General features: G+C 64.1%; 24 protein-coding genes. 12 read left to right on the top strand and 12 right to left on the bottom strand.

Annotated elements, in window-relative coordinates; all coding sequences use genetic code 11:
• Nucleotides 1-51: 51 nt before the first annotated feature.
• The 6 genes from lpdA to K8U54_RS24615 all read left to right on the top strand — a co-directional run bounded on the left by lpdA (nt 52) and on the right by K8U54_RS24615 (nt 6,600).
• Entirely contained in the window at nt 52-1,488 is a 1,437-nt protein-coding gene (gene lpdA, locus K8U54_RS24640) for a dihydrolipoyl dehydrogenase (protein ID WP_249908245.1), read from the top strand.
• Nucleotides 1,489-1,687: 199 nt separating this feature from the next.
• A complete protein-coding gene (gene sucC, locus K8U54_RS24635; RefSeq protein ID WP_070887730.1) occupies nt 1,688-2,854 on the top strand; it encodes an ADP-forming succinate--CoA ligase subunit beta in 1,167 nt (388 codons plus the stop codon).
• Nucleotides 2,854-3,741: a succinate--CoA ligase subunit alpha gene (sucD, locus tag K8U54_RS24630; RefSeq protein ID WP_070887729.1), complete on the top strand. Its 888-nt coding sequence runs from the start codon at nt 2,854-2,856 to the stop codon at nt 3,739-3,741. The genes sucC and sucD overlap by 1 nt, the downstream gene beginning before the upstream one ends.
• 277 nt (nt 3,742-4,018) lie before the next feature.
• Entirely contained in the window at nt 4,019-5,332 is a 1,314-nt protein-coding gene (brnQ, locus tag K8U54_RS24625; protein WP_249908244.1) for a branched-chain amino acid transport system II carrier protein, read from the top strand.
• Nucleotides 5,333-5,476: 144 nt separating this feature from the next.
• Nucleotides 5,477-6,211, top strand: a complete 735-nt coding sequence (locus tag K8U54_RS24620) for a DUF599 domain-containing protein (RefSeq protein WP_074888352.1) — start codon at nt 5,477-5,479, stop codon at nt 6,209-6,211.
• On the top strand, nt 6,208-6,600 hold the full coding sequence (locus K8U54_RS24615; protein ID WP_249908243.1) for an MAPEG family protein: 393 nt from the start codon (nt 6,208-6,210) through the stop codon (nt 6,598-6,600). Before K8U54_RS24620 ends, K8U54_RS24615 begins: the two co-directional genes overlap by 4 nt.
• Nucleotides 6,601-6,672: 72 nt before the next feature.
• Here K8U54_RS24615 and K8U54_RS24610 read toward each other — a convergent pair whose 3' ends face one another.
• Nucleotides 6,673-6,975: a hypothetical protein gene (locus tag K8U54_RS24610; protein ID WP_249908242.1), complete on the bottom strand. Its 303-nt coding sequence runs from the start codon at nt 6,973-6,975 to the stop codon at nt 6,673-6,675.
• 242 nt (nt 6,976-7,217) lie between these two features.
• Between K8U54_RS24610 and K8U54_RS24605 the strand changes: the two genes are divergently transcribed.
• Nucleotides 7,218-8,459 carry an MFS transporter gene (locus K8U54_RS24605; protein WP_249908241.1) on the top strand — a complete coding sequence of 414 codons (1,242 nt, stop codon included), beginning with the start codon at nt 7,218-7,220 and terminating at the stop codon, nt 8,457-8,459.
• 80 nt (nt 8,460-8,539) lie between these two features.
• Entirely contained in the window at nt 8,540-10,444 is a 1,905-nt protein-coding gene (gene htpG, locus K8U54_RS24600) for a molecular chaperone HtpG (protein WP_249908240.1), read from the top strand.
• A gap of 476 nt (nt 10,445-10,920) precedes the next feature.
• Here the strand turns inward: htpG and K8U54_RS24595 are convergent, their stop codons facing one another.
• On the bottom strand, nt 10,921-12,507 hold the full coding sequence (locus K8U54_RS24595; RefSeq protein ID WP_249908239.1) for an ABC-F family ATPase: 1,587 nt from the start codon (nt 12,505-12,507) through the stop codon (nt 10,921-10,923).
• A gap of 398 nt (nt 12,508-12,905) precedes the next feature.
• Here K8U54_RS24595 and K8U54_RS24590 point away from each other — a divergent pair, with 398 nt between their 5' ends.
• Nucleotides 12,906-13,169: a hypothetical protein gene (locus K8U54_RS24590; RefSeq protein ID WP_249908238.1), complete on the top strand. Its 264-nt coding sequence runs from the start codon at nt 12,906-12,908 to the stop codon at nt 13,167-13,169.
• Nucleotides 13,170-13,305: 136 nt separating this feature from the next.
• Complete coding sequence (locus K8U54_RS24585; protein WP_249908237.1) at nt 13,306-13,764, top strand: anti-virulence regulator CigR family protein; 459 nt, start codon at nt 13,306-13,308, stop codon at nt 13,762-13,764.
• A 40-nt stretch (nt 13,765-13,804) separates the two neighbouring features.
• On the opposite strand, the gene K8U54_RS24580 is transcribed toward K8U54_RS24585, so the two are convergent.
• On the bottom strand, nt 13,805-14,041 hold the full coding sequence (locus tag K8U54_RS24580; RefSeq protein ID WP_249908236.1) for a hypothetical protein: 237 nt from the start codon (nt 14,039-14,041) through the stop codon (nt 13,805-13,807).
• Nucleotides 14,042-14,211: 170 nt separating this feature from the next.
• On the opposite strand from K8U54_RS24580, the gene K8U54_RS24575 reads away from it, so the two are divergent.
• Entirely contained in the window at nt 14,212-15,498 is a 1,287-nt protein-coding gene (locus K8U54_RS24575; RefSeq protein ID WP_249908235.1) for a GGDEF domain-containing protein, read from the top strand.
• 332 nt (nt 15,499-15,830) lie between these two features.
• Here the strand turns inward: K8U54_RS24575 and K8U54_RS24570 are convergent, their stop codons facing one another.
• Nucleotides 15,831-16,763, bottom strand: a complete 933-nt coding sequence (locus tag K8U54_RS24570) for an alpha/beta fold hydrolase (RefSeq protein WP_249908234.1) — start codon at nt 16,761-16,763, stop codon at nt 15,831-15,833.
• A gap of 119 nt (nt 16,764-16,882) precedes the next feature.
• Here K8U54_RS24570 and K8U54_RS24565 point away from each other — a divergent pair, with 119 nt between their 5' ends.
• Complete coding sequence (locus K8U54_RS24565; protein ID WP_249908233.1) at nt 16,883-17,731, top strand: AraC family transcriptional regulator; 849 nt, start codon at nt 16,883-16,885, stop codon at nt 17,729-17,731.
• A 68-nt stretch (nt 17,732-17,799) separates the two neighbouring features.
• On the opposite strand, the gene K8U54_RS24560 is transcribed toward K8U54_RS24565, so the two are convergent.
• The 8 genes from K8U54_RS24560 to K8U54_RS24525 all read right to left on the bottom strand — a co-directional run bounded on the left by K8U54_RS24560 (nt 17,800) and on the right by K8U54_RS24525 (nt 26,539).
• Complete coding sequence (locus K8U54_RS24560) at nt 17,800-18,450, bottom strand: methionine ABC transporter permease (RefSeq protein ID WP_249908232.1); 651 nt, start codon at nt 18,448-18,450, stop codon at nt 17,800-17,802.
• Complete coding sequence (locus K8U54_RS24555) at nt 18,434-19,531, bottom strand: methionine ABC transporter ATP-binding protein (RefSeq protein WP_249908231.1); 1,098 nt, start codon at nt 19,529-19,531, stop codon at nt 18,434-18,436. The genes K8U54_RS24560 and K8U54_RS24555 overlap by 17 nt, the downstream gene beginning before the upstream one ends.
• A 1-nt stretch (nt 19,532) precedes the next feature.
• Nucleotides 19,533-20,327: a MetQ/NlpA family ABC transporter substrate-binding protein gene (locus K8U54_RS24550; protein WP_249908230.1), complete on the bottom strand. Its 795-nt coding sequence runs from the start codon at nt 20,325-20,327 to the stop codon at nt 19,533-19,535.
• Between the two features lie 18 nt (nt 20,328-20,345).
• Entirely contained in the window at nt 20,346-21,764 is a 1,419-nt protein-coding gene (locus K8U54_RS24545; protein WP_249908229.1) for an LLM class flavin-dependent oxidoreductase, read from the bottom strand.
• Entirely contained in the window at nt 21,764-22,963 is a 1,200-nt protein-coding gene (locus K8U54_RS24540) for an SfnB family sulfur acquisition oxidoreductase (protein WP_249908228.1), read from the bottom strand. Before K8U54_RS24540 ends, K8U54_RS24545 begins: the two co-directional genes overlap by 1 nt.
• Before the next feature lie 4 nt (nt 22,964-22,967).
• Nucleotides 22,968-24,212: an SfnB family sulfur acquisition oxidoreductase gene (locus K8U54_RS24535; protein ID WP_249908227.1), complete on the bottom strand. Its 1,245-nt coding sequence runs from the start codon at nt 24,210-24,212 to the stop codon at nt 22,968-22,970.
• 138 nt (nt 24,213-24,350) lie between these two features.
• On the bottom strand, nt 24,351-25,580 hold the full coding sequence (locus K8U54_RS24530; protein ID WP_249908226.1) for an acyl-CoA dehydrogenase family protein: 1,230 nt from the start codon (nt 25,578-25,580) through the stop codon (nt 24,351-24,353).
• Nucleotides 25,577-26,539: an aliphatic sulfonate ABC transporter substrate-binding protein gene (locus K8U54_RS24525; RefSeq protein WP_249908225.1), complete on the bottom strand. Its 963-nt coding sequence runs from the start codon at nt 26,537-26,539 to the stop codon at nt 25,577-25,579. The genes K8U54_RS24530 and K8U54_RS24525 overlap by 4 nt, the downstream gene beginning before the upstream one ends.
• Nucleotides 26,540-26,581 lie beyond the last annotated feature (42 nt).

The raw sequence follows: 26,581 nt of genomic DNA, 5'->3' as shown, positions 1-26,581 counted from the left end.
TTCCGTCTTGCAGCTCGAAGCTCGAAGCTTGAAGCTGAAAAGGAATCTTTTATGAGCCAGAAATTCGACGTGGTAGTCATCGGTGCCGGCCCTGGCGGCTACGTGGCCGCCATCAAGGCCGCTCAACTCGGTCTCAAGACCGCGTGCATCGAGAAGTACCAGGACAAGGACGGCAAGATCGCCCTGGGCGGCACCTGCCTGAACGTCGGTTGCATCCCTTCCAAGGCGCTGCTGGACAGCTCCTGGAAGTTCCACGAGGCCCAGGACGGTTTCGCCGTTCACGGCATCAGCGCCAAGGGCGTGAGCATTGACGTGCCGGCCATGGTCGGTCGCAAGAACACCATCATCAAGAACCTGACCGGCGGCGTTGCCGGCCTGTTCAAGGCCAACGGCGTGACCCTGCTCGAAGGCCACGGCAAGCTGCTGGCTGGCAAGAAGGTCGAAGTCACAGACAAGGACGGCAAGACCTCCGTCGTCGAAGCCGACAACGTGATCCTGGCTTCCGGCTCGCGCCCGATCGACATCCCGCCGGCTCCGGTCGACCAGGACGTCATCGTCGACTCCACCGGTGCCCTGGAATTCCAATCGGTACCGAAGAAGCTGGGCGTCATCGGCGCTGGCGTCATCGGTCTGGAACTGGGTTCGGTCTGGGCGCGTCTGGGCGCTGAAGTGACCGTGCTGGAAGCGCTGGACAAGTTCCTGCCAGCGGCTGACGAAGCCGTTGCCAAGGAAGCCTTCAAGACCCTCACCAAGCAGGGCCTGGACATCAAGCTGGGCGCTCGCGTGACCGGCTCCGAAGTCAAGAAGAAGCAGGTTACCGTCAACTACACCGACTCGGCTGGCGAACAGAAGATCGTCTTCGACAAGCTGATCGTTGCCGTTGGCCGTCGCCCGGTGACCACCGACCTGCTGGCTTCGGACAGTGGCGTGGACCTGGACGAGCGTGGCTACATCTTCGTCGACGACCACTGCGCCACCAGCGTTCCCGGCGTTTACGCCATCGGTGACGTGGTGCGCGGCATGATGCTCGCCCACAAGGCCTCGGAAGAGGGCGTGATGGTCGCCGAGCGGATCGCCGGTCACAAGGCGCAGATGAACTATGACCTGATCCCATCGGTCATCTATACCCACCCGGAAATCGCGTGGGTCGGTAAAACCGAGCAGCAGCTCAAGAGCGAAGGCGTTGCCGTCAACGTCGGCACCTTCCCGTTCGCCGCCAGTGGCCGTGCCATGGCAGCCAACGACACCGGCGGTTTCGTCAAGGTCATCGCCGACGCCAACACCGACCGCGTGCTGGGCGTTCACGTCATCGGCCCAAGCGCGGCCGAGCTGGTACAGCAGGGCGCCATCGGCATGGAATTCGGCACCAGTGCCGAAGACCTGGGCATGATGGTCTTCTCGCACCCGACCCTGTCCGAGGCGCTGCACGAGGCCGCGCTGGCAGTCAACGGTGGCGCGATTCACATCGCCAACCGCAAGAAACGCTAAGAAGTCGTCAGTGCGGCGCTGGCTCCCGAGCCGGCACCGTGCGGACGGTTTTTCGCGAAGCAGAACCACGGTGCATGGCCCGTGCGAGGCCCAGGCCTATCGCGGAATGTGCGCCGGGCTGCCTTGAGGCAGCCACAGGTGGTGCGGCACGCGAGTGCAGCACCGATGCGCAATACCTAAACGAAGACGGTAGACAAGCATGAATCTTCACGAGTATCAGGGTAAGCAGCTGTTCGCTGAGTACGGCCTGCCCGTATCCAAGGGCTTCGCCGTAGACACCCCGGAAGAGGCCGCTGAGGCCTGCGAAAAAATCGGCGGGACCGAGTGGGTCGTCAAGGCTCAGGTACACGCTGGTGGCCGCGGTAAAGCGGGCGGTGTGAAACTGGTCAAGAGCAAGGAAGACGCCAAGGCTTTTGCTGCCAACTGGCTGGGCAAGCGCCTGGTGACCTATCAGACTGACGCCAATGGCCAGCCTGTCACCAAGATTCTGGTCGAGTCCTGCACCGACATCGCCAAGGAACTGTACCTGGGCGCGGTCGTTGACCGTTCCAGCCGCCGTATCGTGTTCATGGCTTCCACCGAAGGTGGCGTGGACATCGAGAAGATCGCTCACGAAACCCCGGAGAAGATCCTCAAGGCGACCATCGATCCGCTGGTCGGCGCGCAGCCGTTCCAGGGCCGTGAGCTGGCTTTCCAGCTGGGCCTGGAAGGCAAGCAAGTCGCTCAGTTCGCCAAGATCTTCGTAGGTCTGGCCAAGCTGTTCAAAGACCACGACCTGGCTCTGCTGGAAGTCAACCCGCTGGTCATCAAGGCCGACGGCGATCTGCACTGCCTGGACGCGAAGATCAACATCGACGCCAACGCCATGTACCGTCAGCCCAAGCTGAAGACCTTCCACGATCCGTCGCAAGACGACGCCCGTGAAGCGCATGCTGCCAAGTTCGAACTGAACTACGTTGCCCTCGAAGGCAACATCGGCTGCATGGTCAACGGTGCCGGCCTGGCCATGGGTACCATGGACATCGTCAACCTGCACGGCGGCAAGCCAGCCAACTTCCTCGACGTAGGTGGCGGCGCAACCAAGGAGCGCGTGACCGAAGCCTTCAAGATCATCCTGTCCGACAGCAACGTCGCTGCCGTTCTGGTGAACATCTTCGGCGGTATCGTTCGTTGCGACATGATTGCCGAAGGCATCATCGGTGCAGTGAAAGAAGTTGGCGTTAAGGTTCCGGTTGTCGTCCGTCTGGAAGGCAACAACGCTGAACTGGGTGCCAAGGTACTGGCCGACAGCGGCCTGAACATCATCGCGGCAACCAGCCTGACCGACGCTGCTCAGCAAGTCGTCAAAGCTGCGGAGGGCAAGTAATGAGCGTCCTGATCAATAAAGACACCAAGGTTATCTGCCAGGGTTTCACCGGCTCGCAAGGTACCTTCCACTCCGAACAAGCCATCGCCTACGGCACCCAGATGGTTGGCGGCGTGACCCCGGGCAAGGGCGGCACCACTCACCTGGGCCTGCCGGTGTTCAACACCGTGAAAGAAGCCGTCGAAGCCACTGGCGCCGACGCTTCGGTCATCTACGTTCCGGCTCCGTTCTGCAAGGACTCGATCCTGGAAGCGGCTTTCGGCGGCATCAAGCTGATCGTCTGCATCACCGAAGGCATCCCGACCCTCGACATGCTCGACGCCAAGGTCAAGTGTGACGAGCTGGGCGTTCGCCTGATCGGCCCGAACTGCCCAGGCGTCATCACGCCGGGCGAGTGCAAGATCGGCATCATGCCAGGTCACATCCACCTGCCAGGCAAGGTAGGCATCGTGTCGCGTTCCGGCACCCTGACCTATGAAGCCGTCAAGCAGACCACCGACGCCGGCTTCGGCCAGTCCACCTGCGTGGGCATCGGTGGCGACCCGATTCCGGGTTCGAACTTCATCGACATCCTGAAGCTGTTCCAGGAAGATCCGAAGACCGAAGCGATCGTCATGATCGGCGAGATCGGCGGTTCGGCTGAAGAAGAAGCGGCTGCCTACATCAAGGCCAACGTCACCAAGCCTGTAGTTTCCTACATCGCTGGCGTTACCGCTCCTCCCGGCAAGCGCATGGGCCATGCTGGCGCCATCATCTCCGGCGGCAAAGGCACTGCAGACGAGAAATTCGCTGCGCTGCAGGACGCTGGCGTGAAGACCGTGCGTTCCCTGGCTGACATCGGCAAGGCCCTGGCCGAGCTGACCGGTTGGGAAGTGAAGAAGGCGTAAGCCATTCTGACCTGCAAAGAAGGCCACCCCTCGGGTGGCCTTCTTTTTTGCCGGTAGAAATGTTGCCCAGGCGACAGCGTATTACAGCCAGCCGTCAGCCGGGCTGGAACGGACAGAGCGTTTGCGGCAAAATCGTTAGCCTTGCAATTAATGGGTTTTCGTCTCTATCCGAAACTGGCCCGCAACAAGGTTCGCGCCACAAGAGCGAACGACGTTTCCCTCTATCCATCGGGATTCCCTCTCTCAACTCCGTTTTAGTGATGTGGTATTTCCTTAGATGACTTCCTTGAAAAGCCAGGACGTGCTCGCCCTGGGGTTCATGACGTTCGCCCTGTTCGTTGGGGCCGGCAACATCATTTTTCCGCCTATCGTCGGCCTGCAGGCCGGGCCGCATGTCTGGCTGGCTGCATTGGGCTTCCTGATCACCGCTGTCGGCCTGCCGGTCATCACCCTGGTCGCCCTGGCCAAGGTCGGTGGCGCCATGGACGCCCTCAGCACGCCCATCGGCCGTGCCGCGGGCGTGGTGCTGGGCGTGGTCTGCTACCTGGCAGTCGGTCCGCTGTTCGCCACGCCGCGCACCGCCACGGTGTCGTTCGAAGTGGGGCTGGCGCCGCTGACCGGTGAAAGCCCGCTGGCTCTGTTCGTCTACAGCCTGGTGTACTTCGCCATCGTGCTGGGCGTGTCGCTCTATCCCGGTCGGCTGCTCGATACGGTCGGCCGCGTGCTCGGGCCGATGAAGATTCTCGCGCTGTTGATTCTTGGCGGCACGGCGTTCGTGCTGACGCCCGATGGCGTGGGTTCCGCGACCGCGGCCTACCAGGCTGCGCCATTCTCCCAGGGCTTCATCAATGGCTACCTGACCATGGATACCCTGGGTGCGCTTGTGTTCGGCATCGTGATCGTCAACGCCATTCGTTCGCGCGGTGTCACCTCACCGCAGTTGATCACCCGTTACGCGATCATCGCCGGGCTGATTGCCGGCGTCGGCCTGGCGCTGGTTTACATCAGTCTGTTCCGCCTCGGTGCAGGCAGCCACAGCATCGCCGAAGGTGCCACCAATGGTGCAGCCGTGCTGCATGCCTATGTGCAGCACACCTTCGGCGGCCTGGGCAGCGGCTTTCTGGCGGTGCTGATTTCCCTGGCATGCCTGGTCACCGCGGTCGGCCTGACTTGCGCCTGCGCGGAGTACTTCAGCCGCCTGGTGCCGTTGTCCTACCGCAGCCTGGTGATCATCCTGGCGGCATTCTCGCTGCTGGTGTCGAACCTGGGCCTGACCAAGCTGATCCAGATTTCCGTGCCGGTACTCACGGCCATCTATCCGCCGTGCATCGTGCTGATTGCGCTGAGCTTCTGCTGGGGGCTGTGGCATGCGGCGGCCCGCGTCGTCGGCCCGGTGATGCTGGTGGCGACGCTGTTCGGCATCGTCGATGGCTTGAAAACGGCGGGCCTGGATGGCTGGCTGCCGGGCTGGCTGAACAGCCTGCCGCTGGCCGAGCAGGGCCTGGCGTGGCTGCTGCCATCGGCGCTGATGCTGGCGCTCGCCAGTGGCTACGACTGGCTGCGGGGCAAGCCGCAGGAAGTGCTGGCCTGAGCCAGGACGGGTAACCGAAAGCCGCTCCCGGGAGCGGCTTTTTAGTGCCTGGCGTGGCTATAATCCGCGGGTCTGCCGCCGACTCCAGCTTGTTGAAGAGGAGGGCGCGATCACCGGCAGGCCCCCGCACTACAAGGAATTTGCATGTCCATCAGCGAAGACTACCTCCACCACCTGATTGCCGCCTGCTGGTTCGTCCTGTGCTGGGCGGGTTACACCCGTTATGCCCATGCCAAGGGCCGCACCACACCCTGCCTGGCCAGCGTGCTGCACCTGTATCGCGAGGACTGGATGCGCCGCATGCTGCTGCGCGAAAACCGTATCGCCGACGCCAACGTGATCGGCAATCTCGAACGTAACGCCTCGTTCTTCGCCTCCAGCACGCTGATCATCCTGGCCGGTATTCTTACCGTGCTGGGCGCCTCGGATCGCGCGGTGTCGCTGCTCGCCGACCTGCCGTTCGTGCAGTCGGCCAGCCGCGGCATTTCCGAGGTCAAGCTGCTGTGCCTGGGCGTGGTGTTCGTCTACGCGTTCTTCACCTTCAGCTGGTGCATGCGCCAGTACAACTTCGCCGCCGTGCTGGTGGGCTCGGCGCCGATGATCGGTGAGCGCCACGTGACCGAGCAGGAGCGCAAGGCCTTCGCCGAGCGCACCGCCCGAGTCATCTCGATGGCGGCCAACCAGTTCAACTACGGCCTGCGTGCCTATTATTTCGGCATGGCCACCCTGGCGTGGTTCATCAACCCCTGGTTCTTCATGCTGGTGAGCGCAGGGGTCGTGGTGGTGCTCTACCGCCGCGAGTTCCACTCGGATGTTCTCGAAGTCATGGTTTACACACAAACGCCGACCTTCGAGCCGGCCAAGGAGAAAAGCGAGTGAGCATTCCATTCTGGTGCATCTTCATCAGCGCGCTGCTGATCTTCATCGCCAAGGCGCCGTTGGCCAGGGCGATGAAGCAGGAAGGCGGCACGTACGACAATCATCACCCACGGGCCCAGCAGGCGCGCCTGACCGGTTTCGGCGCGCGGGCATTGGCGGCGCATCAGAACAGCTTCGAAGCCTTCCCGCTGTTTGCGGTAGCCGTGCTGATGGCCCACGTCAGCCAGAGCAGCGGCTGGCTGGTGGACTGGCTGGCGGTGATCTTCGTGATCGCGCGGGTGTTGTATCTGATTTTCTACTGGGCCGATCTGCACTGGCAGCGCAGCCTGGTATGGGCAGTGGGGATGGTGTGTACGCTGCTGCTGATGCTGACACCAGCGATGCATTGAGGCAGGGAAGGAGCAGGGGAAGGCAGGAGGGCGTTACCCGCAGCGCGCTGCGGGTAACGTGAAACTGTCAGCTTATTGCTGTTGCTGATTCGGCGCAGCCGGGGCGGCCGGATCTGCAGGGGCTGCCGGCTCGGCAGGTGCAGGAGTCGTCGGCGGAGTTTGCGCCTCTTCCTGTTGCTCGTTGGCACGCTCCTGAGCGGCTTCGGCTTCTTTCTGAGCAGCTTCGTTGCTCTCTTGTGCCGCGTCGTTCATGGACTCTTGAGCTTCGGTACGGGATTCCTGAGCTTCTTGAGCTTTGTTTTCGGAGGGCTTGTCACAGGCCGCAAGGCCCAGCGTGGCAGCCAGCATGAAGGCGTAAGCGACTGATTTTTGCATGGTGGTGTTTCTCCTTAGGGTGAATGCCATTACCGTTTTTCGAGGCGCCAAGGGCGGGATAAGTTCACTGACTTTGCATCAATGCTCTTTTTTGTCCCGCTCGATCCCGTGAAAGCACCAATCCAGGGCCCGTCACGAAAAGCGAAAAGGCTCGACGCGTCGGTGGAACCTGGGTGACGCGAGCATTATCGTGGCGCTTTTGCGCGGCTGATCGACGCCAGTTACCGATCTAAGGAAATCGAATGGATGCGTTGTTGATCCTGGGTGGCCTGCTGCTGATCCTCGTCGGCCTGGTGCTGTTGGTGATGCGTGGCTTCGCCACCAGCCTGCTCTGGGGCTGGGCATGCCTGTTGCCGCCGTTGACGCTGCTGTTCATCGTGCGCCACTGGCGTCGGGCCAAGCAGCCGCTGGGCTGCTGCGCCCTGGGCATGATTCCCCTGATCGTCGGGCTGGCGGTGATGGCCGGGCAGGATCCGCAGCGCCTGGAAGCCATCATCGGGCTGCAGTGGCTGCACACCGAGCAGCCGGCATCGGGTGAGTTGGACATTCAGCTGCATGGCCAGCTCAAGGGCGAGCCCTTCGCGCCCCAGGAAGGTGAGCTCGTCGATGGCGTGCTCAGCCTGCGCGAGGGCCAGGATTTCTTCGCGCGTCGCGAGTTGAGCATTCGCGGTCTGCCAGTGGGCGCCGACGGCTTGCGGCTGGATGTACTGCCCGATGATCCGGGGCAATTGCCGGAAGTCGAGCTGAGCTGGTTGTCGCCCGACCAGGAGCTGCCCGAGGCCCGTCAGCTCAAGGGTGGCTATACCCTGCACCTGGACCTGCATCCCGAGGCGCCGAACCGCCTGGTGGGCGAATTCCATCTGGTGTTGCCGGCGCAGTTCCAGACCACCCTGACCGGCAAGGTCGAGCTGTTTCGCAACGGCTTGCGCTACCAGCAGGGCAAGGTCGATCGCACGGTCGATTCGCCCGATACCCTGAGCTACCTGATCACCGATTACCTGCAGCGACGCTTTGCCACCCGTGACGTGCAGCTGGCGCGGCTACCGTTGCACGACGTGACCACCGGCAGCCTGGCGCTCGACGTACAGGCGCGTGTGGGCGGCCAGGAACAGCGCGTTCCGGTGCGTTTGAGCAAGCATCCGCAGCTTGGCTGGCGAGTCGACGATGATCGTTTTCCCGCGTTGCCTGAAATCGATAGATCCGCTGCGGCCGTTACTGCGCCCAAGCCGGTGGTGAGCGCGCCAGCCTTGCAGCCCGACACCCGTGCGGAGCTGACTCTGGTGCGCCTGCTCGCCGAGCCGCAGCGCTACGTCAACCAGCCCATGCGTCTGTTCAGCGAGAAGGGCAGCGCGGTTCAGGGCCAGTTCGCCGGCATCGACGAGCAGGGGCAACTGGTGCTGCGTCAGCGCCTGAACGGCTCGGGCGAGGCTCGCTTCACGATGGCACCGGCGGACGTGGTGCACGTGGAGCGCGTCGACGAGTGACTTGAATTTTTCTATGCCGCCCCCACCTGATGGTCATCCGCCGTACCGCGGCTTAGCCATCAATGTGGAGTTAGATGACCATGAGTGTGGAAACTCAAAAAGAAACCCTGGGCTTCCAGACAGAGGTGAAGCAACTGCTGCACCTCATGATTCACTCGCTGTATTCCAACAAGGAAATCTTCCTGCGCGAGTTGATCTCCAACGCCTCCGACGCCGTCGACAAGCTGCGTTTCGAGGCGCTGGCCAAGCCCGAGCTGCTCGAAGGCGGCTCCGACCTGAAAATCCGTGTGAGCTTCGACAAGGACGCCAAGACCGTCACCCTCGAAGACAACGGCATCGGCATGAGCCGCGAAGAGACCATCGCGCACCTGGGCACCATCGCCAAGTCCGGCACGGCCGACTTCCTGAAGAACCTCTCCGGTGACCAGAAGAAGGACTCGAGCCTGATCGGCCAGTTCGGCGTGGGCTTCTATTCCGCGTTCATCGTCGCCGACAAGGTGGAGGTGTTCACCCGTCGCGCCGGTCTGGCTGCTGGCGAAGGCGTGCACTGGGCCTCCAAGGGCGAAGGCGAATTCGAGATCGCCACCGTCGAGAAAGCCGAGCGCGGTACCCGTATCGTCCTGCATCTGAAGAGCGGCGAGGAAGAGTTCGCCGATGGCTGGCGCCTGCGCAACGTCATCAAGAAATACTCCGACCATATCGGCCTGCCGATCGAACTGCCGAAGGAATTCCACGGCGAAGAGAAGGACAAGCCCGCCGAGCCGGAATGGGAAGTGGTCAACCGTGCCAGCGCGCTGTGGACGCGCCCGCGCACCGAGGTCAGCGACGAGCAGTACCAGGAATTCTACAAGCACGTCTCCCACGACTACGACAACCCGCTGAGCTGGAGCCACAACAAGGTCGAAGGCAAGCTGGAATACACCTCGCTGCTGTACGTGCCCGGCCGTGCGCCGTTCGACCTGTACCAGCGCGAAGCGCCGCGCGGCCTGAAGCTGTACGTGCAGCGCGTGTTCATCATGGACCAGGCCGACGAGTTCCTGCCGCTGTACCTGCGCTTCATCAAGGGTGTGGTCGACTCCAACGACCTGTCGCTGAACGTCTCGCGCGAGATCCTGCAGAAGGATCCGGTGATCGACTCCATGAAGTCGGCGCTGACCAAGCGCGTGCTCGACATGCTGGAGAAGCTGGCGAAGAACGAACCCGAGCAGTACAAGACCTTCTGGAAGAACTTCGGCCAGGTGCTCAAGGAAGGCCCGGCGGAAGACTTCGCCAACAAGGAGAAGATCGCTGGCCTGCTGCGTTTCGCCTCGACCGCCGAAGGCGAGGGCGAGCAGGTGGTGTCCCTGGGCGACTACGTCAGCCGACTGAAGGAAGGCCAGGACAAGATCTACTTCCTCACCGGCGAATCCTATGCCCAGGTCAAGAACAGCCCGCACCTGGAAGTCTTCCGCAAGAAAGGCATCGAAGTGCTGCTGCTCACCGACCGCATCGACGAGTGGCTGATGAGCTACCTCACCGAGTTCGAGGGCAAGTCGTTCATCGACGTCGCCCGTGGTGATCTGGATCTCGGTTCGCTGGACTCGGAAGAGGACAAGAAGGCCCAGGAAGAAGTCGCCAAGAGCAAGGAAGGTTTGGTCGAGCGCCTGAAGACCGCGCTGGGCGAGCAGGTCGCCGAGGTTCGCGTTTCCCATCGCCTGACCGACTCGCCGGCCATCCTGGCCATCGGCGAACAGGACCTGGGCTTGCAGATGCGCCAGATCCTCGAAGCCAGCGGGCAGAAGGTGCCGGACTCGAAGCCGATCTTCGAATTCAACCCGAACCACCCGCTGATCGAGAAGCTGGATGCCGAGCCGGACGAAGATCGCTTTGGCGACCTGTCGCACATCCTCTTCGACCAGGCCGCCCTGGCCGCCGGCGACAGCCTGAAGGACCCGGCCGCCTACGTTCAGCGCCTGAACAAGCTCTTGGTCGAGCTGTCCGCTTGATCCACTAGCCGCTACGCAAAACGCCGCTCGATCGAGCGGCGTTTTTGTATCCGCAGTCTGGTTCTTTCGATTCGGTAGCCTGGGTCGAGCGCAGCGACGCCTGGGAAATCCCTGGGTATCGCGATGCGCAACCCAGGCTACGCCGTCAGGCGCGATACAAAAATGTGGGAGCGGCTTCAGCCGCGATCAATCTTGCGTTCGCCGATAGCATCGCGGCTAAAGCCGCTCCCACGAAACCCGCGCCCGGCCAAAGGCGCACTGCTTCGCGCATACGCTCTACAACGTTGATGAGAGCTTGCGAATGTGGGAGCGCGCCATGCGCGAGAAAAAAATCGCACGCATGGCCCGCTCCCGCAGGCGGACACCTGATATCGGCTACCACTAGCGGATCCGCAGGCTGCAACAATATCCGCCCTTACAAAAAAGCCCCGTCATCCAGCGAATGACGGGGCTTGCTGCCATGCCGGCTCAGCCGGTCAGACGATGATGCCCTGGCTGCGCAGGTAGTCGTCGTAGGTGCCGCTGAAGTCGGTGACGCCGTTGTCCGACAGCTCGATGATGCGCGTGGCCAGGGAGCCGACGAACTCGCGGTCATGGCTGACGAAGATCAACGTGCCCGGGTAGTTCTCCAGCGCCAGGTTGAGCGCCTCGATGGATTCCATGTCCAGGTGGTTGGTCGGTTCGTCCATCACCAGCACGTTGGGTTTCTGCAGGATCAGCTTGCCGAACAGCATGCGCCCCTGTTCACCACCGGAGATCACCTTCACCGACTTGAGGATCTCGTCGTTGGAAAACAGCATGCGGCCCAGGGTGCCGCGAATCACCTGCTCGCCGGTGGTCCATTGGCCCATCCAGTCGAACAGGGTCACGTCGTCCTCGAAGTCGTGGGCGTGATCCTGGGCGTAGTAACCGACCTCGGCGCTCTCGGTCCATTTCACTGCGCCGGCATCCGGCTTCAACTCGCCGACCAGGGTGCGCAGCAGGGTGGTCTTGCCGATACCGTTGGGGCCGATGATCGCCACGCGCTCGCCGGCTTCGACGGTGAAGCTGAAGTTCTTGAACAGCACCTTGTCATCGAACGCCTTGCTGAGCTTCTCGATGGTCACGGCCTGGCGATGCAGTTTCTTGGTCTGCTCGAAACGAATGAACGGGCTCACGCGGCTCGACGGCTTGACCTCGGCCAGCTGGATCTTGTCGATCTGCTTGGCGCGGCTGGTGGCCTGCTTGGCTTTCGAGGCGTTGGCCGAGAAGCGGCTGACGAAGCTCTGCAGCTCGGAGATCTGCGCCTTCTTCTTGGCGTTGTCGGCCAGCAGTTGCTCGCGCGACTGGGTCGCGGCGGTCATGTACTCGTCGTAGTTGCCCGGGAACAGGCGCAGCTCGCCGTAATCCAGGTCAGCCATATGGGTGCAGACCGAGTTCAGGAAGTGACGGTCGTGGGAAATGATGATCATGGTGCTGTTACGCGCCGTGAGGATGGTTTCCAGCCAGCGAATGGTGTTGATGTCCAGGTGGTTGGTCGGCTCGTCGAGCAGCAGCACGTCCGGATCGGAGAACAGCGCCTGGGCCAGCAGCACACGCAGTTTCCAGCCGGGCGCCACTTCGCTCATCGGGCCGAAGTGCTGCTCCAGGGGAATACCCAGGCCCAGCAGCAGCTCGCCTGCGCGGGACTCGGCGGTGTAGCCGTCCATTTCGGCGAACTCGCCTTCGAGCTCGCCGACCTTCATACCGTCTTCCTCGCTCATTTCCGGCAGCGAGTAGATGCGGTCGCGCTCGGCCTTGACCTTCCACAGCTCCTCATGGCCCATGATCACCGTGTCGATCACGTTGAATTCTTCATAGGCGAACTGATCTTGGCGCAGCTTGCCCAGGCGCACGTTCGGCTCGAGCATCACCTGGCCGCCCGACGGCTCCAGATCACCGCCGAGAATCTTCATGAAGGTCGACTTGCCGCAGCCGTTGGCGCCGATCAGGCCGTAGCGGTTGCCGTTGTTGAACTTGACGGAAACGTTCTCGAACAACGGCTTGGCGCCAAACTGCATGGTGATATTAGCGGTGGAGATCAAAGGTGTTACCTATCAATAAGTTATGAGCGCTTTTGCCAGGCCGACGGCGATTCGAGCTGAGCCAGCTCGCCCCGGTGCAGAGTCGAGTTGGGCCATTTGCGCGGAGGTTGAGGGCAGCATTCGTTCGGCGTGAGCGAGCTGCCAGGCAATAAAGGCGGGGTTACAAGCCTGATATTGCGGCTATTGTCGCATAGCTGTGCCGGCAGTTGTATGGCGTCCTGCGGCGGTTGTTGCTTGAACCCCGGCTGCCTCTGCGACGGCTGCTCACTTCGTGCCGTGCCGGCAGGCGGAGCGCCGTTCGGCTGAAAAGCTACAAAGTTTCCTGAATCCCCCTCACAGAGCCTCTGTCACTACTTACAGACGCGGTATTTCCCACGCATGTCGATGAGGTGACAGTAGTGAGATGCTTTATCTGTGGCGACGACGCTTGGCTGATTTCCAAAACCGGTACCTATGCGGCGTGCGATTGCCGCACCTGTGGCCTGTATCGAGTCGAGGGTGGCTGGTTCCAGGGTATCGCTGCGCCGGTGCCTGCCGAGGATTTTCGCGCGTTCCTGCAATTGCAGCGGGAGGAAAGCCCGGATGACACCCCGGTGATCAGCAGCGAGTCGGCCAAATCATTGCTCGCGCTGAGTCAGCTGAGTACCTCCCAGGCGATCTGACACCGTTTGGTTCTCTACCTCTACAGTGACGGAGCGGCAGCCCCAGATCGCACTCCGGTCAATCGAGGAGCCCGGAACTTATGACGCGCCGGGCGTCTATTGTGCTGGGATTCTCCGTTATCGAAGGAACATCGAGATGGCCAGTTCACGCCTGCTTATGACAGCCGTTGTTTCAATCGCGATGGCCATCGGGCCATGCTTGGCTGCCGCCGACCCGGGTAATGGCAAAGGCCATGGGCAGGGCAATGGCAAAGGTCAGGCCCAGCACTATAAGGGGCCCGGCAAACAAGGTGGCGGGCTCAACGAAGGGGGGCGCCATGGCGGCCCATCCATCGATCGCGGTGGGATATTGAGCATCCTGCAGGGCAATCGCTCCTACTGGTCGCCAGGGCCGACGCTTCCACCGGGCATTCAGAAGAACCTGGCGCGTGGCAAGCCGCTACCGCCGGGCATTGCCAAGAAGCTGGATGGCCGGCTGCTGGGGCAATTGCCGCGCTATGACGGCTACGAATGGATGCAGGCCGGGGTGGATCTGATTCTTGTTGCAGTGGCCACCGGGATCATCTACGAAGTGCTGAGCGGCGCGCTGGATTGACGCCGTCCTGGGCTGGCAGCCGATGACCTGCCAGGCCGCATCAAGCGCTTTTCGAGCGAACGATCCGCCCGGCCTTGATCTCGCCGGCATATTTGTTGAGCCGGTCTTCATCGTTGGTCAGCACGCCGACCATGCGCAGGATGGCCCACGCATCCGCCTCGTTTTCCGTCCCCCGCAGCCGTTCGGCGATTTTCAGCAAGTCGACGGAGACCCATCGAAGGTCTTCGGCCACGGCTTTCAGGTCTTGCTTGAGTATCTGGGTTTGGCGCTGGCCCATAGGTCCTGTTCTCATAGACGAGGAGTTTGCAGGGCCGAGTGGGATAGCTCGTCGACCCAGTGCGTTACATCGACGAATTATCCTGCTTTTCGACCGTCATCGAAATCGACTTTTCAGCATAGGCTCGAGGCGCTGCACTGCAGCACATCCGGGGCGCCACGAAGATTGACTTGGGCAGCCGCGACGCGCTAGATGGCAAATGGCTATACTGCGATACGCAGTGGCTTGGCGGATTGCGCTTTGCAGCCTACCGAACTCGGCCCATCAACCCTCGACTACGCAACCCCATGGTCACCACCGTCATCCTCGGCATGCTCTGCGTGTACCTGCTGTGTTTTTGCGTGATGTTCATGCTGATCAGCACCCGGCTCGCCGACAAGAAAATGGGCATGGACGTCTTCGCGCTCGGCAATCTGCTGCTCGGCCTGGCCTATATCCTCCAACTGTTCGGCGGTGCGCCTGGCTGGAGCATGGCGAGCGTAATCAATCACAGCCTGACGCTCTGCGCGCCTGTCGCCTACCTGCTTGGCGCCCTGCGGTTCTTCGAGCGACCCACAGCGGTGGTGCGCCCATTGCTTGCCCTGGCTGCGACCTACACGATTGCCCAGGCGCTGGTGCAGCTGTGGCTCGGCGACGAGGCCCGCCATGCCTTGCTGGCTGGTACCTGTGCGCTGCTGTTTCTGGTCATGATGCTGATGGCGCTGCACGGCAGCCGAACCTTCGCCAGGGATCTGCGCGTTGAGATGCTGGTGATGGCGGCGCTGATCGGCGGCATCTGCCTACTGAACGCCGCCAAGTTGGCGATGATTGTCAGCGGTGGCATGGCCGCGCTGGACATGAACGGCGGCTTTCAGAAGGTCTTCTACCTGTACATGTCGTTCCTGGCGACCGTGCTGCCGCCCTGCGCGGTGTGGCTGGTACTGCGTCGCCTGACCGATCAACTGCGCAGCCTGGCGGCCCATGATCCGCTGACGCGCCTGCTCAACCGCCGCGGGCTGATGGACGCTCTGGACGTACATTTTCGCTCACGTGCTGCGCAACCTGCCTTTGTGTTGATCGTCGACATCGACCACTTCAAGCGCATCAACGATACCCATGGCCACCAGGGCGGCGACCTGGTGCTGTGCCAGGTTGCCGACGTCATCAAGGCCAGCGCTCGCCAGGGCGATCCGATTTGCCGGCTGGGCGGGGAGGAGTTCGTGGTGGTCGCCTTCGGCTCCGACGGCGCCGGTGTACTGCAACTGGCGGAGCGCATGCGCGCAGCCATCGAAGACCTCGAGGTGCCGGATGCCAGTCGAGGCCAGATCATCCGCTGCACGGCCACCATCGGTGTTTCAGGCCCGTTCGTCAGCGTGCACGAGTTCGATGAGTTTCTGCAGCAGGCGGATGCGGCGCTTTATCGGGGGAAGAAGGCGGGGCGAAATAGGGTCGAGTGTGAAAAGGATTGCGAGGTTTAGCCTCAGTCCATCATGGACAGTCTTGGGCGTTTCATAGCGCTTCCTTGGGCGACGAACGAGGTGTCGTTGAGCTGTGCCGATTCTTCACTTCGCTACTCGGGCAATGGTGATTCCAAGTGAGGTCTTGAGCACCCATACTTTTCGCCAAAAAGGCGAAGCATGGCCGGTGCCACGCTTTGTCGTGAACGACAAGGCCCCGGTAAGGCTCGTCTGCGGCCGTGAGGGTATCTCTGCGCCGCGCGCCTGCACGTGCTCTGCGCCGTGCGTTCAGACAGTTCTGCACAGACACAAGCAAGCCGGTACTCGCGTACCGGCTTGCTGGCTTTGCCCTGTTACCTGTCACGCAGGAAGTTCAGCAGGTCCTGGTTCAACTGGTCCTTGTTGGTATCCGCCAGGCCGTGGGGCGCGCCTTTGTAGACAATCAGCTTGGCACCCTTGATCAGCGCCGCCGAGGCTTTTCCCGAGGTTTCGATGGGGACGATCTGGTCGTCATCGCCATGGATGACCAGGGTTGGCACGTCGAACTTGGCCAGATCCTGGCGGAAGTCGGTTGCGGAAAACGCGGCGATCGAGTCATAAGTGTTTTTGGCACCGGCGCTCATGCCCTGCCTCCAGAAGGACTGGATGCGACCCTGGGACGGCTTGGCACCGGGCCGGTTGTAACCGAAGAACGGACCGGAGGCGATATCCAGGTACAGCTGCGAGCGGTCTTCTTTCGAGGCCTGGCGCAGGCCGTCGAATACCGAGAGCGGCAGGCCATTGGGGTTGCTGTCGGACTTGAGCATGATCGGCGGTACGGCGCTGATCAGCGCAGCCTTTTTCACCAACCCGGTGCCATGCCGGCCGATATAACGAGCCACTTCGCCGCCGCCGGTGGAAAAACCCACCAGGGTCACGTCCTTGACCTGAAGCGCGGCGATCACGGCGGCCAGGTCATCGGCGTAGTGGTCCATGTCGTTGCCGTCCCAGGGCTGGCTGGAGCGGCCGTGGCCGCGTCGGTCGTGGGCGATCACCCGGTAGCCTTTCTCGGCGAGAAACTCCATTTGCGATTCCCAGCTGTCCGAGTTAAGCGGCCAGCCGTGGCTGAACATCACGACCTGGCCATTTTTCGGGCCCCAGTCCTTGTAATACAGCTCGACGCCGTCCTGGGTGGTGATGGTGCTGGCGGAGTGCGGAATCTCGGCCAGGGAATCGGCCGCCATGGCGATGACCGGCAGGGCGGCAGTGGCGAAGGCTGCCAGGGTATTACGAATGGATTTGTTCATGACCTGTTCCTCTATCGTCTTGGGAGGGGTGGGTTGCTGTGTTGACGAGGGACAGTATCTAGGGCCTCATGATACGAAATATCACTAATCGTCCATGATTTTTAACGGATCGTATTTTTATGGTGGATCGTCTTGAGGGCCTGCTGGGACATTTCTCGGTCAGCGCGCGCACGTTTCAGGCAGGCCCGTTATGCGGAATCAATACCTTGGATGGCAGCCTGCCCTATGGCCAGCTGCACCTGTTGCGTCATGGCAAGGCCGAAGTCTGGCATGGCGCCACACGCGCCCATTGCCTCGACGGACCGACACTGCTGTTCTACCCGCGCCCCCTTGCGCACCGATTCGTGACCGATCAGGAGCGGGGGGCCGAGTTCGTCTGCGCGCACATTGCCTTCGAAGGGCACGCCGCGAACCCGCTTGGCAACGCGCTGCCCGGCTGCGTGTGCCTGCCGCTTGCCTCCTTGCCTGACTGCGTGCCGGTACTGACGTTGCTGTTCGCGGAGGCACAGGCAACCCATTGTGGGCGTCAGGCGATGCTGGACCGTCTGTTCGAGGTGATACTCATCCAGTTGTTGCGGCATCTGATGGAACACGGCGGCACCCAGGCAGGGTTGCTGACCGGCCTCGCCCACCCGCAGCTGCGCCATGCGCTCGCAGCGATGCACCAGGCTCCCGCCAAGGCCTGGTCTGTCGAGTCGCTGGCCAGCGTGGCGGGCATGTCGCGCAGCGTCTTTGCCAACCAGTTTCGCGATGTGGTCGGTGAAACGCCGGCGGGTTATCTGCAGCGTTGGCGTATCGGGCTGGTGCAGAAATGGCTGAAGAATGGCCAGCCGCTCAGGCTGATCGCCGAGGAAGCCGGTTACAGCAGCGAGCCTGCCCTGTCGCGGGCGTTCAAATCCCAATGTGGCTTGTCGCCGAAGGCCTGGCTCGCTCAGCAACAGCAGCATTCGCGTGAGGCGCAGCTGTAGCTGCGCCCCCCGTGCAGCCGCGCTGTGGCGTATCGGTACCCGGGCTTTCACAGGGGCACGCGAGCGTTTTACCGCTTGTTCAAGCGCTGCGCCAACCGATCCCCGCCAAACTGGATAAAGCTGACCATCACCACCAGCACGACGATCACCGTCAGCATCACCTGGGTGTCGAAGCGCTGGTAGCCGTAGCGGTAGGCCAGATCGCCCAGGCCGCCTGCGCCGATGGCGCCGGCCATGGCGGATGAGTTGATCATGGTGACCAGGGTGATAGTGAAGCCGCCGACGATGCCGGGCAGGGCTTCGGGCAGCAGCACGTGCCAGACGATATGTCGGCGACGGCAGCCCATGGCCTGGGCGGCTTCGATCAGGCCGTGGTCGACCTCGCGCAGGCTGACTTCGGCGATACGCGCGAAGAATGGCGTGGCGGCGATGGTCAGGGGCACCACGGCGGCCCAGACGCCGTAGGTGGTGCCGACCACCAGGCGGGTGAAGGGAATCAGCGCGACCATCAGGATCAGGAAGGGGATGGAGCGGAACAGGTTGACGATGGCGCCCAGCACGCGGTTCAGCCGTGGTGCCTCGAAGATGCCGCCCTTGCTGCTGGTGACCAGAAATACCGCCAGCGGAATGCCGGCCAGCAGGGCGAGCAGGGAGGACACGCCGACCATCAGCAGGGTGTCGAGCAGGCCTTGCCACAGGCGTTCAAACAGCAGCGACATAACCCAGTACCTCCACGTGGTCGGCCAGCGCGCGGGCGTTCTCGATGAATGCGTCATGACCGAGGGCGGATGGGCCGACGGACAGGATCAGGTGGCCCACGGCGTGGCCCTGGATCTGTTCCAGGCTGGCGTCGAGCAGCGTGGCGCGGCCGCCCAGGGCGGCGCCGAGCGCCGGCAAATCCGGCTCCAGGCCGCTGCCGGAAAAGCGCAGGCGCAGCACCAGGTCATCCGAGCTGCTGCCGCGTTCTACTTGCAGCCGCTGTTGCAGGCTTGGCGGCAGGGCGTGTTGCAGCGGCGCGAGCAGGGTGCGGGTGACTTCATGGCGCGGCGCGCCGAATACCTGCCAGACCGGCCCTTGCTCGACCACCTCACCGCGTTCCAGCACCACCACGCGGTCGCAGATCTCGCGGATCACCGCCATCTCGTGGGTGATCAGCACCACGGTCAGGCCCAGGCGTCGGTTGATCTCGCGCAGCAGGCCGAGGATCGATTGGGTGGTTTCCGGATCCAGGGCGCTGGTGGCTTCGTCGCAGAGCAGAATCTGCGGGTCGTGCACCAGGGCGCGGGCGATGCCCACGCGCTGTTTCTGGCCGCCGGAGAGCTGCGCCGGGTAGGCGCCGTGCTTGTCCTGCAGGCCGACCAGTTCGAGCAGCTCGTGCACCTTGCGCTGGCGAGCTTCACGCGGTACGCCGGCGACCTTGAGGGGCAGCTCGACGTTCTGCCACACGGTCTTGGCGGACATCAGGTTGAAGTGCTGGAAGATCATGCCGATGCGCCGGCGCAGGGCTACCAGGGCGTCATCGTCATAGCCGGCGATATCGCTGCCGTCGATCAGCACGCGGCCGCTGCTGGGCCGCTCCAGGCGGTTGATGGTGCGCAGCAGCGAGGATTTACCCGCGCCGCTGCGGCCGATGATGCCGAACACTTCGCCGCGACTGATCGACAGGTCGATATCGACCAGCGCCTGCACCGGGCCCTCGGCGCCCTCATAGGCTTTGCCGAGCTTGTCGAAATGCAGGTGAACGCTGGCCGCCAGGCTGGCCTGGGCGGCTTGCTGCAGATGGGGATCGAAGCCGCTCATGTCAGCTCTCCCAGCCGGCCTGGTAGAGGTTGCCGTGGGCCTTGTCGAGGGCGGCGCGCACCGCCGGGGAGTGCTGGTAGATGTCGATGAACTTGAGCAGGCGTGGGTCCTGCGCCTTCGCCGGCTGGGCCACGAACTGGATGATGTACTCGGGGTGGTCGACGCCGTCGAACAGCAGGGCCGAGGCCGGATCGAAGGTCTTGGCCAGGCGGATGTAGGCCGGGTAGCCCTGCACCAGGTCGACCTCGTCATAGGCGCGTACCAGCTGCACGGCTTCCAGCTCGATGATGCGGATGTGCTTCGGGTTGGCGGTGATGTCCTGCTGGGTCGCCTTGTAGCCGACGCCCGGCTTGAGTTCGATCAGCCCGGCCTTTTGCAGCAGCTGCAGGCCGCGCCCGCCGTTGACCGGGTCGTTGGCTATGGCCACCTTGGCGCCGTCCGGCAGGCTGGCGAGATCCTTGTGCTGCCTGGAGTACAGGCCGACGTTGTTGATCACCCCGCGTGCCACCGGCACCAGGTCGTAGCCGCCCTCGGCCTTGGCGTTCTCCAGAAAGGGAATGTGCTGGAAGTAGTTCACGTCGATGTCGCCATTGGCCAGGCTGACGTTGGGGGCGATCCAGTCGGTGAACTCGACCAGTTCCACATCCAGCCCCTGCTTTTTGGCTTCGGCCACGGCCACTTCCAGCGGCGGTGCGAAGGCCGCGGTGGTGCCCAGTTTGAGGGCCGGTTCGGCATGCGCCAGGGTGCTGGCGCTGAACAGGGCAGCGAGGGTCAGGGTTTTCAGTGGTTTGAGCATGGCGGCGTCCTTGTTGGGTCAGAGCAGGTTCAGCGCGTGGGCGCTGAGGTTTCGCAGTTCTTGGGGGATGGCGTTGGCCTGTTGCAGGCGGGCAGGGTCGCGCCAGGCGGCGGCCGGGTGATCCGCCGGCAGCCTGGGGCCCTGGCCGAATAGCTTGTGGCGCAGGGCACCGCCTGCGTAGGCGGTCTTGTAGCGGCCGCGCTGTTGCAGCTCGGGGATCACCAGGTCGATGAAGTCGGCGTAGCTCTCCGGGGTGACGATGCGCGTAAGGTTGAAACCATCCAGGCCGGTGGCGTCGATCCAGGCGATCAGCTGTTCGGCCACCTGGCCTGGCGAGCCGATCAGCACCGGGTAGCGGCCGCCCAGGGCGTGCTGTTCCAGCAGGCGGCGCTTGGTCCAGCCGGTGAAGGTCTTGACCACCGATTCGATGGCGTTGGTCTTGCGCACCAGAATCGGCTCGTCGAGGCCGCAGGCCGCCAGGTCGATACCGGTGGAGCTGGAAAAGTGGGCGATGCCGGCTTCCGGGCTGGCGTAGCGCAGGTACTCGGCGTGTTTTTTACGGGCCTCGGCTTCGCTGGGCGCGACGATCACGGCGATACCCATGAACACCTTGATCGCATCGGCCGTACGCCCAGCCGCCACCGCGCTGGCGCGCACCTGCTCGACCTGGGCGCGTACCGCCTCGATGCCATTGCCGCCGATAAACACGCATTCGGCGTGCTGCCCGGCGAAGCGAGAACCGCGCGCCGACGAGCCGGCCTGGAACAGCAGCGGCGTGCGCTGTGGCGAGGGCTGGCTGAGGTGGTAACCCTCGAGCTGATAGAACTCGCCGTGGTGGCGCACCTTGTGCACCTTGCCGGGCTGGGCGTAGACGCGCTGCTGACGGTCGGCGAGCACGGCGTCGTCCTGCCAGCTGCCTTCGAGCAGCTTGTAGAGCACTTCCAGGTATTCGTCGGCCTGATCGTAGCGGCGATCGTGCTCGACCTGCTGGCTCAGGCCCATGGCCTTGGCTGCGCTTTCCAGGTAACCGGTGACGATATTCCAGCCGATGCGGCCACCAGTCAGGTGATCGAGGGTGGAGAGGCGCCGGGCGAAGGTGTAGGGCGCCTCGTAGCTGAGGTTGGCGGTCACCCCGAAGCCCAGATGCCGGGTGACGCCGGCCATGGCCGAGACCAGCAGCAGCGGGTCGTTGACCGGCAGCTGGATGGCTTCCTGCAGGGAAAGGTCGATGCCGCTGCCGTACACGTCATAGACGCCGAGGATGTCGGCGATAAACAGCCCGTCGAACAGCCCGCGCTCCAGTAGCTGGGCCAGGTCGGTCCAGTAGCTCAGCTGGTTGAAGTTCACCGACTGGTCATCGGGGTGCGTCCACAAGCCGTGATGGATATGCCCGACGCAGTTCATGTTGAAGGCGTTGAGGAGGATCTGTTTGCTCATCAGATCGTCCCCCGGCGCGGTGGCAGGCGGTCGTTGAGGTAGAAGTCGCCAATGGCGTGGTACTTCCAGCGCACCGGGTCGTGCAGGGTGTGGGTGCGGGCGTTGCGCCAGTGACGGTCGAGGCCGTGTTCGGCCAGGGTGGCGCGGCTGCCGGCCAGCTCCAGCAATTTGCTGCCCAGCAGCAGCGAGGTTTGCGTGCTGATCGCCCGGGCTTCGGCTACGGCAATCGAGGCGGCGGCCACGCTGTCGGCATTCGGGGCGGCCTGGGCGCGGTCGACGAATTGGCCGGCGCGCTCCAGCAGCGCCTCGCTGGCGGCCAGGCGCACGCGCAGCTTGCCGATGTCCTGCTGGGTCAGCGGATCGTCGCTGGCCTTGTCGATGCCGGCGTCGATCCATGGGCGCGACTTGTGGCGCACGAAGTGCAACAGGTCTTCATAGGCGCCCCGGGCGATGCCGGTGTCGATAGCCGCATGCAGCAACTGGGCGAAGGGACCGACGGTGGTCGGGCGTTCGAAGGCGCTCTGGAACGGCACCACGTCATCGGCCGCCATCGCCACGCCGTCGAATACCACGCTGCCACTGCCGGTGGTGCGCTGGCCGAAGCCGCTCCAGTCGTCGATCACCTGCACGCCAATGGCCTGGCGCGGCACGAAGGCCAGAAAGCCGACGCCGTCTTCATCGATCGCCAGGGTCGGGATGCGCTGGGCGAAGAGGGCGCCGGTGCAGTAGAACTTGCGCCCATCGATGCGATAGCCGTCGGCCGTGCGGGTCAGGCGGGTGTTGCGATCCAGCGCGGTCCTGGTGCCCAGCTCGGCCAGGGCGTTGCCGAAGCGCTGGCCGGCCAGCACCTCGGCATACAGGCGGTGCTGCTGCGCCTCGTTGCCATTCACCCGCAGCACTTCCAGGGCGTAGAAATGGTTTTGCGGAATCTGTCCGAGCGAGCCATCGGCCTGGGCGACACGGGCGATGATCTTGGCGACGGTAACGCTGGACAGACCCGGGCCGCCAAAGGCAGTGGGCACGCTGATGCCCCACAGGCCGGAGTGGGAAAACGCCGTCAGTTCGGCATGGGGTAGCCGCCGCTCGCGGTCACGCTCGGCCGCGTCGGCGGCGAAGCGTTCGGCCAGGCGCTCGGCGACGGCAAGGGCATGGGCGTCGTCGCGCAGCAGCGGCACGCCAGGTTGGGTATGGGCGTTCATGGGCTCAGATCCAGGAATGGCGGTTAGGGCGGGTGCCGTTGAGGTGCCAGGCGCCGATGGCGTGGTACTTCCAGCGCACCGGGTCGTGCAGGGTGTGGGTGCGGGCGTTGCGCCAATGGCGGTCGAGGCCGAATTCGGCCAGGGTGGCGCGGCTGCCGGCCAGCTCCAGTAGCTTTTCGCTGGCCTGCAGGCTGATTTCGGTGGTGAGCGCCTTGGCTTCGGCCACGGCAATCGAGGCCCGCGCGGCGCCGTCCGCATCGATGGGGGTGGCGGTCACTTCGTCGAGCACGCGGGCGGCCCTGTGCAACAGGGCCTCGGCGGCGTGCCGTTCGATCTGCAGGCGGCCGACATCGGCGATCACGTACGGGTCGTCACCGGCGCGCTCGACCTTGGCGTCGATCCATGGCCGGGATTTCTCGCGCACGAAGGCGATGGCGTCACGCACCGCGCCGTCGGCGATGCCCAGGTCGATGGCCGCCTGGATCAATTGGGAAAACGCGCCCTGGATGCTTGGCTTGCCGGCCAATGGCCACAGCGGCACGAGGTTGTTCTCATCGACCTCCACCTCGTTGAGCAGCACGGTGCCGCTGGCGGTGGTGCGCTGGCCGAAGCCGGACCAGTCATTGACGATGCGCAATCCGGCGCGGCCGCGCTGGATAAAGGCCAGCCATGGGCGGCCCTGGTCGTCCAGCGCCTTGGCGGTCACCCAGTGGGCGAACAGGGCGCCGGTGGAGTAGAACTTCTCGCCACTGAGCAGCTTGCGGCCGTCGCGCTGGATCAGGCGTGCGCGCAGATCCAGGGTGTGCTTGCTGCCACGCTCGGGGCCGCCGTTGCCGATGCGCCAGCCGGCCAGCACGCTGGCGAACAGGCGCTGCTGTTGCTCCGGGCTGGCGGCGGCGTGCAGCAGGCCGATCAGGCCGAACTGGTTTTGCGGAATCTGGCCCAGCGCCGGGTCAACGGCACTGATGATGCGAAACACCTCGGCGATGGTCAGGTAAGACAGCTGCGGGCCGCCAAAGGCGCGCGGCACGGCGATGCTGCCCAGGCCGCTGGCGGTGAAACGCTCCACCAGCTCCCACGGCAGGCGCCGTTCGCGGTCGCGCTGGATGGCGCCTGCTTCGGCGGCGTGGGCCAAGGCGTGCGCGGCCTCCAGTGCGTCGGCATCGCTGGTGAGAATGGCAGCGGGGTGTAGGGGCGGTGCGACGTCCTGGTCGGAGACGCTGTCCGCAAGGGTAATCGGACGGGTCATGTGAACCTCATCGTGTGGATGATCGCGCTGCGGCACCGGGGGTAAGGTGCGCGCAGCAGCGGGGAATCGAGGCGCCGGTGGTCCGGTAGCGGGGTTGAGTCGGTGATCGGCGGGCTGCTGCCGGGTGGTGGTGTCGGCTCAGCTGTACAGCGAGGCTTGCGGGCCCTGGCCGCTGAGCAGCCAGTGACCGAGGTCGCGCACCTTGTAGTCGATGGGGTCGTGCAGGCTGTGCACCCGCACGTTGCGCCAGAAGCGATCGAAGCCGTAGCGTGAGCTGGTGGCGCGGGCGCCCATGTTCTCGAAGATCTGGCTGGTGATCTCCAGGGCAGCACGCACCGCCACCACCTTGGCCTCGCTGATGGCCAGGGCGACCTCGGCGCGTTCGGCTGCGGTGAGTGCGGATTTTTCCCAGGCGCTCTGCAGGCGCTGCGCGGCGTGCTCGGCCAGGGGCAGCGCGGCGCGATAACGCAGCCACAGCTCGCCGTAGCGGTGCTGGATGAACGGGTCGTCACCCGCCTGGGCCACCCCGGAGGCCGGCCAGGGGCGGCTCTGTTCACGGGTGTAGCGCAGTGCGGCGTCCAGCGCGCCCTGGGCGTTGCCCAGGTAGAGCTGGGTGAGGATCAACTGCGACAGGCACGCGCGCAGGGTGGTACGCGGGCTGGGGCCGACCGGACCGAGCAGCTCGCTGCTGTCGACGAACACCTGCTCGAACTGCACGGTGCCGCTGTCGGTCTGGCGCTGGCCGAAGCCGTCCCAGTCCTGATTCACCGCCAGGCCTTCGCGCCCGCTGGGCAGTACGATGAATACCCGGTCGTCGGGCTTCTTGCTGCGCTGCACGCCGATCACCAGGGCATCGGCGCCCAGGGCACCGGAGCAGAACGACTTGCTGCCGTTGAGCTCGAAGTGCTCCTCGCGCTGGCTGAGGTGCAACCCGACGTCACGGCCGTTGGTGGCGTTGCCCCAGAACCAGCGTTTCTGCACCGTGGTGGTCAGCCAGTGGCGCTGTTGCTCGGGGCTGGCGAACAGCAGGATGGTCGCCACCTGCAGGTGCTGGAAGGCGAACAGGTGGGCGAGCGAGCTGTCGGCGGCGGCAAGGTAGCGCACGATGCGGTAGATCTCCGGCCAGGCCACGCCCTGGCCGCCGTATTGCTGCGGCACGGCGAGGGTCAGCAGGCCGCTGTCGCGTAGGCGCTCGCGTTCGGCCGGTGCACTGCCGCCGGCGCGGTCACGCTCGACGGCGCTGGCGGCCAACTGGCGGGCCAGGTGTTCGACCGTGGCGGTGCGGCTGCCGAAATCGGCCGGGAACAGGTGGGCGGCGAACGGCGGTTCTTGCGGCAGGCTGGAACGGGCCAGGGTTTCGCTGCTCATGGTGCGGGGTTCCAGATGTTCACCTGGCGGGCGTCCACGGCCTCTGGCAGCAGGCCGGCGGCCAGGAAGGCGTCGGCGATCTTCTGCTGCTCGGCGAGGCTGTCAGGCTCGACCAGGCGTACCTGATAGCTGCGCTTGGCGTTGGCCTCCTCGACGATGGCCGGGTCCAGGTTGCCCCACAGCGGGCCGAGCACCTCGGCGCCCTCGCGGGGGTTGGCGCGCAGCCAGTCACCGGTCTTCACCAGCTCGGCGAAGACGATCTGCAGCACCTGCGGGTGGTTCCTGGCGAAGGTGGCGCTGGTCAGGTAATAGCGCTGGTAGTCGGCCAGGCCTTCGCCGTCGGCGAGGATGCGCGTGGGCAGTTGCTGCTGGGCGCCACTGAGGAACGGCTCCCAGGTCACCCAGGCGTCGACCTTGCGGTTCTCGAAGGCGGCGCGGCCGTCGGCGGGCGTCAGATAGGCCGGTTCGATGTCGCTGAATTTCAGCCCCGCCTTGGCCAGTGCGGCGATCAGCAGGTAGTGCACGCCGGCCGCTTTGGTGACGGCGACCTTCTTGCCCTTGAGGTCGGCCAGGGTGGTGATCGGCGAGTCCTCGCGCACGACGATGGCCTGGGCGTGAGGCGAGGGCGCTTCCTGGGCGAAGTAGGCGAGGTCGGCGCCGGCTGCCTGGGCGAATACCGGCACGGTGTCGGCGACATCCGCCGACAGGTCGATATTGCCGACATTGAGCGATTCCAGCAGCGGCTGGCCGCTGGGGAATTCGTGCCAGCTGATGCTGACGCCCTGATCCGCCAGCGCCTGTTCCAGGGTGCCCTGGCGCTTCAGCAGGCTGATCAGGGTCGAGGATTTCTGGTAGCCGATGCGCAGCTGTTCGGCGGCATGGGCAAGCGGTGCCGTGGTCAGGCCGAGGGCCAGTAGCAAGGCGATAACGGGACGATGCAGGGAATGCGGCAGTGACATGGCAGGGCCTCGACGGAAACGCGTGGCGGCCATGCTGGGGAC

This window comes from Pseudomonas fulva (genome assembly GCF_023517795.1).
Lineage (GTDB): Bacteria > Pseudomonadota > Gammaproteobacteria > Pseudomonadales > Pseudomonadaceae > Aquipseudomonas > Aquipseudomonas fulva_D.
Note: the sequence above shows the minus strand (reverse complement) of the source record. Positions and strands in the feature narration are given on the sequence as shown.